This is a genomic window from Streptomyces inhibens (assembly GCF_003389455.1).
Lineage (GTDB): Bacteria > Actinomycetota > Actinomycetes > Streptomycetales > Streptomycetaceae > Streptomyces > Streptomyces inhibens.
In genome coordinates this window covers 19,158-28,036 of the sequence record NZ_QUAC01000062.1, presented here as the reverse complement: position 1 = coordinate 28,036, position 8,879 = coordinate 19,158, and the positions used below count along the sequence as shown (strand labels likewise).

The 8,879-nt window shown below is 69.0% G+C and carries 6 protein-coding genes and 7 pseudogenes; 4 read left to right on the top strand and 9 right to left on the bottom strand.

From position 1 onward, the window contains the following. Positions 1–136: 136 nt before the first annotated feature. The 5 genes and pseudogenes from DY245_RS08940 to DY245_RS08915 form a co-directional block, all read right to left on the bottom strand. Positions 137–376 carry a hypothetical protein gene (locus DY245_RS08940; RefSeq protein ID WP_128505338.1) on the bottom strand — a complete coding sequence of 80 codons (240 nt, stop codon included), beginning with the start codon at positions 374–376 and terminating at the stop codon, positions 137–139. 97 nt (positions 377–473) lie between these two features. Further along, a pseudogene (locus DY245_RS44220) lies at positions 474–1,404 on the bottom strand (IS5 family transposase). 36 nt (positions 1,405–1,440) lie between these two features. Beyond that, positions 1,441–1,584 (bottom strand): annotated as a pseudogene (locus DY245_RS08925) (DUF2267 domain-containing protein); the annotation flags it as partial. A 66-nt stretch (positions 1,585–1,650) separates the two neighbouring features. Further along, positions 1,651–2,046, bottom strand: a complete 396-nt coding sequence (locus DY245_RS08920) for a DUF2267 domain-containing protein (protein WP_128505334.1) — start codon at positions 2,044–2,046, stop codon at positions 1,651–1,653. A gap of 101 nt (positions 2,047–2,147) precedes the next feature. Beyond that, positions 2,148–2,579: an Hsp20/alpha crystallin family protein gene (locus tag DY245_RS08915; RefSeq protein ID WP_128505332.1), complete on the bottom strand. Its 432-nt coding sequence runs from the start codon at positions 2,577–2,579 to the stop codon at positions 2,148–2,150. Positions 2,580–2,709: 130 nt separating this feature from the next. Between DY245_RS08915 and DY245_RS08910 the strand changes: the two are divergent. After that, positions 2,710–3,367: pseudogene (locus DY245_RS08910) on the top strand (type III effector protein). A gap of 51 nt (positions 3,368–3,418) precedes the next feature. Here DY245_RS08910 and DY245_RS48205 read toward each other — a convergent pair. After that, a pseudogene (locus tag DY245_RS48205) lies at positions 3,419–3,520 on the bottom strand (hypothetical protein); the annotation flags it as partial. 441 nt (positions 3,521–3,961) lie between these two features. Between DY245_RS48205 and DY245_RS08900 the strand changes: the two are divergent. Then, complete coding sequence (locus tag DY245_RS08900; protein ID WP_128505329.1) at positions 3,962–5,158, top strand: PP2C family protein-serine/threonine phosphatase; 1,197 nt, start codon at positions 3,962–3,964, stop codon at positions 5,156–5,158. A gap of 342 nt (positions 5,159–5,500) precedes the next feature. Next, positions 5,501–5,632: a hypothetical protein gene (locus DY245_RS47485; protein WP_280524956.1), complete on the top strand. Its 132-nt coding sequence runs from the start codon at positions 5,501–5,503 to the stop codon at positions 5,630–5,632. A gap of 275 nt (positions 5,633–5,907) precedes the next feature. Here DY245_RS47485 and DY245_RS44215 read toward each other — a convergent pair whose 3' ends face one another. Together DY245_RS44215 and DY245_RS08890 are read right to left on the bottom strand one after the other, a co-directional pair. Then, positions 5,908–6,087, bottom strand: a complete 180-nt coding sequence (locus DY245_RS44215; protein ID WP_181923591.1) for a helix-turn-helix domain-containing protein — start codon at positions 6,085–6,087, stop codon at positions 5,908–5,910. 160 nt (positions 6,088–6,247) lie between these two features. Then, positions 6,248–6,865 (bottom strand): annotated as a pseudogene (locus DY245_RS08890) (helix-turn-helix domain-containing protein); the annotation flags it as partial. A gap of 209 nt (positions 6,866–7,074) precedes the next feature. Between DY245_RS08890 and DY245_RS08885 the strand changes: the two are divergent. Further along, positions 7,075–8,029 (top strand): annotated as a pseudogene (locus DY245_RS08885) (IS481 family transposase). Positions 8,030–8,045: 16 nt separating this feature from the next. Here the strand turns inward: DY245_RS08885 and DY245_RS08880 are convergent. Next, positions 8,046–8,875, bottom strand: a pseudogene (locus DY245_RS08880) (IS5 family transposase). Positions 8,876–8,879 lie beyond the last annotated feature (4 nt).

Sequence of the window (8,879 nt, the reverse complement as noted above, 5' to 3'; positions counted from 1 at the left end):
AGCACCGCGTGCCCAGCAGCACTCCGACACACTCAGTTCTTCAGTCCGACTCCGGCACCTGCTAGCGCCGCCACTTTCCCGGGCCTGGTGTGCGGGGCACCTCGCGCACCGGGCGAGTGAGGTGACAGGAGCGGGTTCAGACGGGAACGATCAGATCGATCCCGTAGGCCGCGACCGCGAGGCAGGCGGCGAAGCACAGCACGGCCGTGACAGCTGCCACCTTCTGCTGCCGGCCCGGGGACCTGTCGGGGGCGGGCTCCCCGTGTCCGGCGCGGGCCCATGCTGCCAGGCCGAGCGAGAACATCACGACGACCACCACGGTGATCCCGAGGCTCACTCCGAAGACCCCGGCCAGAGTGCCCCAGTCGATGTCCATCCCGTTTCACCTTCCTCCGCCTCTGCCTCTTCCTCGGCGACGGCCCGCCCTCTCGGACCGGCTCAGGCGGCCGACCTGCTAGGACTTGTCCGGTCGATCATGTTCGGAGCCAGATGGTGAGGGCTGCTGCGGTGGCGGTCCCGAGGTAGATGTAGCGGCGCTTGTCATAGCGGGTGGCCACGGCCCGGTGTTGCTTGAGCCGGTTGATGGCCCGCTCGACGGTGTTGCGTTTTTGTACCGCTCTTCGCCGAAGCTGGGCGGCCGTCCGCCGCGTGAACCCTTGCGTAGGCGGGTGGCCTGGCTGTCGGTCTTCTCTGGAATCGTGTGCCGGATGCCGCGGCGCCGCAGGTACTCACGACAGGGCCCGTTGCTGTAGGCCTTGTCGGCTGCGACGCTGTCGGGCTTCTTGCGGGGCCTGCCCGGCCCGGCTTTCGGGACGCGGATCTTCTCCAGCACCGGCTTGAACTGCGTGCAGTCCGCCCGCTGGCCCGGTGTGACGATGACGGACAGCGGGCGGCAGCGGCCGTCCCCGCTCAGGTGGAGTTTGGTGGTGAACCCGCCGCGCGAGCGGCCCAGGCCCCCACCTCCCGCACCACCTCCACCAGCCGGCCGTGAAGGCTCTGCCACGCGGTTTCGCCCTGGTGTTCCGGCCTTTCGGCCCCCTTTGAGGCGGGAGCCGGCGGCGGGTCGGTACGAGCACCGGCCGCGTGCTGGTGGGCACGGACGATGGTGGAGTCGACCAAGACGTCCCAGTCGATCTCACCCGCCGCGTCCGCCGCGGCCTGGACCTGCTGCAGCAAACGCTCCCACGTCCCGTCGGCCGACCACAGCCGATGCCGCTCATAAACGGTCTTCCACGGCCCGAACCGTTCGGGCAGGTCCCGCCACTGCACCCCGGTCCGCACCCGGTGCACAATCCCGTCGATCACCTGCCGGTGATCCCGCCACCGGCCACAACGCCTGTTACTGACCGGCAGGAACGGCCTCAGCCGTTCCCACTCGGCATCACTCAGATCACCCCGCCCCATGCCCACATCAACAACCCGGGCCCGGAGTACTCACATGATCGGCCGGCCAAGTCCTAGCCGGACGGCTTCCTCGGCCCGCTCCCGGGTGGGGTAGGCGCCTTCGTAGCGGACCTTCTCCAGCATCTGCTCGTACGTCATCACGGGCAGCTGCTGCAGTGGTGTACGCGGGTCGGAGATCACTGCGGTGGTTGCCTTTCTGTCGCCGGGATGGTGGTGCCGGTGTGCGGGCACCGGGTGTGCGGGCGGTCAGGCGGGCTGGGGGCGGCCGAAGAGGAGGTCGTAGCCCGCGGGGAGCTGGAGCAGGATCTGGCCCAGCAGGTCGTCGCCGGCCGCGTCGGCGACCGTGCTGAGAACGGCGCTGACGTCCCAGGCCGCGGTCTGGTCGGTGGCCCCCTCGATCCAGGCCGCCGTCGCCCTTACGAACCGCTCCGGTGGCAGCGGCTCGGCGCTCTGCAGCGGGTTGAGGAGGATCAGGGCGAAGCCTTCCGGCAGACGCGCCGCCAGCTGGGCCCGCACCTCGCCGACCAGATGCGCGCCCAGCAGGGCGAGAACCACACGGGCCACGCGCTCGGCTTCCTGCCGGCTGCCGTACTCACCGCGTTCCTTGACCTGGTCGAGAAACGCTTCCCATCGCACAGTCACGTCGGCCGCCACCCTTCCTCGGTCCAAGGGGTGCGGAGGACGGGAGAGGGGGAGATCAGTTACCCGTCCTCCGCCGCTGTCAGAGCCCTTATCGCCCCGGCTCAGCCGGAGATCTCCCTGCGGCCGGATCCGCCGCCGATGGCGATCTTGCGGGGCTTGGCACGTTCGGCGATCGGGATCCGCAGGGTGAGCACCCCGGCGTCGTAGTCGGCCTTGATGTGCTCGGTGTCCAGCGTGTCGGCCAGCACGATCTGGCGGGAGAAGACACCCAGCGGCCGCTCCGACAGTTCCATCTGCACGTCGTCGGCCTTCGCCACGGGCCGGCGCTCGGCCTTGACGGTCAGCATGTTCCGTTCGACGTCGATGTCGATCGCGTCCGCGCTGACGCCGGGCAGGTCGAAAGCCACCACGTACTCGTCGCCCTCGCGGTAGGCGTCCATCGGCATCGGGGACGGCCGCGACCAGGTACCCGGGCCCATCAGCTGCTGAGCCAGCCGGTCCAGCTCACGGAAGGGGTCAGTGCGCATCAACATCGTGAAAACACCTCCAGCAGGTTCGGGCAGTTGCTGCCAATGCGCTTCACTGAAACCGTTTGTAACATGTCATCCATTGGATGACAAACATGGTGTCGTCCAGTCGATGACAAGCCCGAGGGAGGTGCCCTTGACAGCAGCCGACCAGCCGGCCCCGTCCAGCGCCGACGGCCGAAGCCCGGCATCGTTCCTGGCCGCCGCGGCGGCCCTGCACGCCGTAGACGACGCCCTGCGCGCCGCCCGGCAGGAGACCTCCGACGCCCCCGCCGCCGGCCCCGGCGCGGAGCAGGCCCTGGCCTCCCTGCTGCTGCGGCAGGTCCGCGAGCAGCTCGCCGGATGGGAGACCGGCCTGATCGAAACGGCCCGGCACGCGGGAGCCAGCTGGGCCGACCTCGCCCACCCCCTCGGCGTCGCCAGCCGGCAGGCCGCAGAACGCCGCTACCTGCGCAACCGGCCCGGCCCCGCCGGAACCACCGGCGAACAACGCGTCCAGACCACCCGCGAACGCCGCGCCGTCGAACGCACCCAAGCCGAATGGGCCCGCCGCAACGCAGCCGACCTGCGCCGCATCGCCGGCCAGATCACCGCCCTCGCCGACCTCCCCACCGCCGCCCGCCACCCGCCACTCGCTCGACCAACTCCACGCGGCCCTCGCCCACAATGACCCCGCCGACCTCATCCACCCCCTCAACGCCACCCGCCCTCACCTGACCACCACCCACCCCGACCTCGCCGCCCGACTCGACACCCTCACAGGTCCCGCTGCGGCTCCGCCCCCACCCGACTGACCCCGAGTGCTGCTCGAGCGTGGCCACGATCAGGGTGGCCATCGGGTCACCCTCCAGGCTTTGCAGTGCCAGGTCGAGCTTGCGGACGATCTCGCTCGGAGGTCCGGGCTGGTCGAGGGCGACCGCGCGCAGCATGCTGCTGAGCTGGTGCATGGCGATAGCGGCACCGATGTCGTGGCCCATGACGTCGCCGGCCACGAGGCACGGCGCGCCGCCAGGGAGAACGATCACGTGCTGCCAGTCCCCGCCGACGAGTGGGACATCGAAAGGCAGGGACGGCGAGGTGGTGAACGCCGTCGGGGGATCACCTCCGGGCAGCACGCCGAGCGTGCTGCCGCCGTTGCGGAGCCGGGTGGTGACGTCGTAGTGCGTACGCGCCCGTGCTCGGGGCGCGATCGGGCGCCGGCTGGAGCAGACTGGTGGAGGACTGGACGGCACCACGGCGCAGGCCGTGCGCCTGCATTTGCTGCGTTCCCTGCGCGGCCCGCGTCGTCGCAGGCTCGGCCGCCCCACCCAGGTGATCAGGCAGCAGGCCGACTACCTCGAGGTGCGGGCGTTTCGACGGTGGTGGCTCGGCGCGGCAGGGGTGATCGTATGGCAGGCGCGAGCGTGTCGGCCGGAGATGGTGAACGGCTGCTGGAGGAGCTGGTCAGGACCGCCCAGCAGGCGTCACCTGCGGAACTGCCGACGGTCCTGGAGCGATATGCCGAGGCCATGGGTATGGGCCGTGCCGTCATCTACTTGGGCGATCTCCAGCAGAGGCTGCTGCTGCCGCTGGTCGAGGGTGAGCCGGACCGGGAGGTCGACGCTTCCCTGGCTGGATGGGCCTACCGGACAAACTCCCTGAGGGTGGAGGAAGACACATCCGGCGGGCTGACCGTATGGCTGCCGCTGGTCGACGGAGCGGAGCGGCTGGGAGTCCTGGAACTCCGCATGGAGACACTGGACGGGATCAAACTCTGGCGCTGCCGGACGATGGCGTCGCTCCTGGCCATGATCATCACTTCCAAGCGCACCTACAGCGACACCTTCGCGCAGCGCATGCGGACCCGGCCGATGCAACTGCACACGGAGATGCTGAGGGCCTTTCTTCCCCCGCGCTCGATCGGCACCGGCCGGGTGGTGTCGACCGCGGTCCTGGAACCTGCGTACGAGCTGGGCGGCGACGCCTTCGACCATTCGTTCACCGAGGACTTTCTGCACGCCACGATCCTCGATGGCATGGGCCACGACCTGGCGTCCGGCCTTGCCACCTCCGTGGCCATGGCGGGCTGCCGCAACGCCCGTCGCACGGGCGCGGACCTGGCCGAACTCGTCGACGCAGTCGACCAGGCGCTGGCGAAGTGGCTTCCGGACCAGTTCTGCACCGGCATCTTCATCCAGCTGCACATGCCGACCGGCGTGCTGCACTGGTCCAACTGCGGTCACCCGGCGCCGTTGCTCATCCGCGGCCAGCGCCTGCTCGATAAAGCCCTGGAGCAGGATTCCGAGCCTCCGCTGGGTCTGCCCGCCAGCCTGGCCGGCGGCTCCCGGCAGGTACACGAAGCCAGCCTCGAACCCGGTGACCGGATACTGCTCTACACCGACGGCGTAGTGGAGTCGCGCGACGAAGGCGGTAAGCAATTCGGCCTGGAGCGTTTCACCGACTACATCATCCGGTCGACCGCCGCCGGGCAGAACGCCCCGGAGGTGCTCCGCCTGCTCATCCACGCGATCCTCGGTCATCGGCACAACGAACTCAGCGACGACGCCACGATTCTGATGATCGAATGGCAGCCGCCCAGCCAGTGAGCCGACGCGGCCATGACACCTGAAACCCGGCAGGCTGCCGTGGGAATGCCAGGCGGCTGACGTCGTGTTCATTCTGCTACCTCTCTCCTGCGAAGCCCTCGCTCGACGCCTGAACAGCCAAGCTGTTCGGGCGTGCCCGCCGGTGCAGCCGGCCATGGCCGACCGGTACTGCTGGTGAAACGGCGGGCGGACCAGCCTCAGGCGGCGGGTCGGGTTGGCCATCTGCGCAGCAAACTCGGGAGGTGAGGCCACGACCATCAGCGATACGGGTACCGGACCGAGGTTGGCGGGGGTGCCCCGATCTCCAGTGGCTATGTGCGCGGCGGAGCCAGGGAGCAGAATGTGCTGATCACCACCACGGCGCAGTTCAACCGAGCCGGAGAGCGGGATCAGCGCGATCTCGGAGGCTCCGTGGTCGTGTTCGGGCAGACGGCCACCCACGGGAATCTCCATGTGAATGACGGCGATGAATGACGGCGATCCGTCCGGACGTCGTGAGCGATTCCGCAGTCGGACCCCCAGGGACCGGGGCTTGGCGGAGAGGCGTGGTGCCGGTCCTTACGACGTGCATTCGTCTTCTCCTCGGGTGTCTTGGGAGGTGCGTGTCCCCTCAGCCCCGCAGTGTGGTTGGGGCGACTCAGCCCCGCAGTGTGGTTGGGGCGACAGGCGGGCGAGGCAGACGTCGGGTTCGGCGAACGGCTCGAGCCGGGTTGCGACAAGGGGAGCGCGTAGCTCGGCCAGTGCGCGTTTCAGCATGCCCAGTGGAGGGGGCATATGATCTGGCCGTATTCCTCGGCGAGTTCCAGGAACCGGCAGTGCCGCAAACGGATGCGGTCGGGTGCCTCACCGGGGGCGCCGTCGGCCGCCGGGTCGAAGCCCAGGTCGGCGAGGAGGTCGGTGAGCCGGTCGACCGCTTCGCGGTCGCTCACCTGGTGGAACGGGGGCGCCCGGATGATGGGCTCAGGTTCATCCAGAGACAAGTGCCTCCGACTTTGCGGGAACAAGGGCCTAGAAAGTCCTCATTCTCGCTGCTCAGACCCATGCGGGACTCTGTTGGTGATCTTGTGCGGGGCGCTGACGGGAGGGCCGTGGACTGCCCTTCCTGGCCCAGCAGGACCCGGAAGTCGGGCGGATGCCGAGCGGCCCGAACTCGTCGAAGGCGAAGGTCCGGTCGGGCCGCTCGTTGATCGCGTACTCGATCCGGTCCAGCTTGGCGTCGAAGTCCGGGTCGGTGGACTCCTTCCACGTCTTGGTCCGCTGGAACGTCACGCCACGGCGTACGAGCAGGCAGTGCAGGGCCTCGCGCCCGATCCGTATCGGACGGGCGACGTTGCGCCGCAGGTGATCGGCGAGCTTGCGGATCGACCAGCGAGTCAAGGGCTTACCGAGCTTGGTGGGACGGGTGGTGGCCGTCTGGATGACGAACTCCTCGTCGTCATCGCTGAGCAGGCGGGGACGGCCTCCCGCCCACCGAGGGTCCAGGCATGCCAGCCCGATCTCGTTGAACTTGTGGATCACGTCGCGGACGGTGTCCTCATCCGCCTGCACGAGCCGGGCGATCACAGGGACGTTCTTCCCGCCCGCCGAGGCCAGCAGCATCATCGCCCGCCGGAACCGCACCGTGCTGGCGCTACCCCGGCGCACGATCCGTTGCAGCTTCTGACCCTCCTGCTCGGTCAGCCTGCGGACCCTGACCGGTTGCACCATCGCGCCTCCCGCGCCGATCGGACGTGTCGTCACATCCAACCGGCCCGAGGCCCACGAACACCACCTCGGTGATCGTTTGCGGTCACAGCAGGTGTTCTGCCCACGGAGGTTGGTGACGGATTCCACGGTTGGGTGATCTTGAACGAGTGAGGGCCTTCCGGGTTCGGTGTGGATTGCGACGTCTACACACGAACGATCAGAAGGCCCTCATGCCCCACCGTAATGCACCCTTGGCCGAGACCGGCCGTCTGCGTCTGGCCCGCTGCGTCGTCGAGGACGGCTGGCCGCTGCGGCGGGCCGCCGAACGCTTCCAGGTCTCGCCGACGACCGCGAAGCGGTGGGCGGACGGCTATCGCCAGTGCGGCGAGGCAGGGATGTGTGACCGTTCCTCGCGCCCGCATCACAGTCCGCGTCGGACCCCGACCCGCACCGAGCGGCGGATCATCAAGGTCCGCCTCCTGCGCCGCTGGGGACCGGCCCGCATCGCCTGCCTGCTGCGGTTGAACCCTGCGACCGTGCACCGCGTCCTGACCCGTTTCCAGCTCGCCCGCCTGGCCCACCTGGACCGCACCACCGGCCGCGTGATCCGCCGCTACGAACACGCCGCCCCTGGCGACCTCGTCCACGTCGACATCAAAAAGCTCGGGAACATGCCCGACGGTGGCGGCCACATGGTCCTCGGCCGGGCTGCCGGCCGCAAGAACCGCGCCAAGGCTGGTATGAGCTACTTGCACAACGCCGTCGACGACCACTCCCGCCTCGCCTACAGCGAGATCGTCACCGACGAGAAGAAGGAAAACCGCCGTCGGATTCTGGCAGCGGGCCCACGCCTACTTCACCACCGCCGGAATCACCGTCCAGCGGGTCCTGACCGACAACGGCTCCTGCTACAAGTCGCACCTCTGGCGCAACTCCCTTACAGAACAAGGCATTTCATGCAAGCGCACCCGTCCCTACCGGCCCCAGACCAACGGGAAGGTGGAGCGGTTCAACCGCACCCTGCTCGACGAATGGGCCTACGCAAAGCCCTACGCCAGCGAGCAGGAACGACGCGACGCCTACCCCGCCTGGCTTCATACCTACAATCACCACCGCGGACACACCGCGCTGAAAGGCCAACCACCCGCCAGCCGCGTCCCCAACCTCACAGGGCAATACACCTAGGAGTTGTCTTCAAATGTCACGCCCACATCAGGAGTGATGCGAGGGTGACGGCTGCTTGGTAGGACTGGGCGGTCTTGTCGTAGCGGGTGGCGATGCCGCGCCGCTGCTTCAGGCGGTTGAAGCAGCGTTCCACCACGTTGCGCCGCTTGTAGAGCTCCTTGTCGAAGGCCGGCGGGCGCCCGCCGCGGCTGCCGCGCCGGAACCGGTTGCGGATCTGATCGGCCCGTTCGGGAATGGTGTGGCCGATGCCCCGCCGCCGAAGCCAGGTCCGGATGGCCCTGGAACTGTAGCCCTTGTCGCCCAGGACGTGGGCCGGCCGGAACCGGGGCCGTCCCGGGCCGGTGCGGGGCACCCAAATCGCCTCCATCACGGCGGTGAACTGGGTGCAGTCGTTGCTGTTCCCGCTCGTGACGGTGAAGGCGAGCGGGCGGCCCACAGCGTCGCAGGCCAGATGAATCTTGCTGGTCAGGCCGCCTCGGGAACGTCCGAGTCCGGGGCTGAGGAGCCCCCATTTCGGGCCCCGGCGTGCTGGTGGGCGCGGACGACCGTGGAGTCGACCGACACGAGCCAGTCGATGTCCCCGGCCGCGTACGCTTGCGCCTGGGCGGTCCGGAGCATCCGCTCGAAGGTGCCGTCCAGGGCCCAGCGCCGGAATCGGGTGTGCGGCGTGGCCCACGGGCCGTACCGCTCGGGCACATCCCGCCAGGCCGTGCCGGTACGGAACTTCCACACGATCCCGTTGAGCACAGTGCGGTCGTCCAACCGCTTCCGGCCCCGCACAGACTCGGGCAGCAGCGGCCGGACGAACTCCCACTCACCATCGGACAGTTCATGGCGACGTATCACCCCA

Coding starts and splice junctions, on each gene's coding strand:
- DY245_RS08940 (WP_128505338.1), bottom strand. CDS start 376: ATGGACATCGACTGGGGCACTCTGGCCGGGGTCTTCGGAGTGAGCCTC.
- DY245_RS08915 (WP_128505332.1), bottom strand. CDS start 2,579: ATGTTGATGCGCACTGACCCCTTCCGTGAGCTGGACCGGCTGGCTCAG.
- DY245_RS08900 (WP_128505329.1), top strand. CDS start 3,962: ATGGCAGGCGCGAGCGTGTCGGCCGGAGATGGTGAACGGCTGCTGGAG.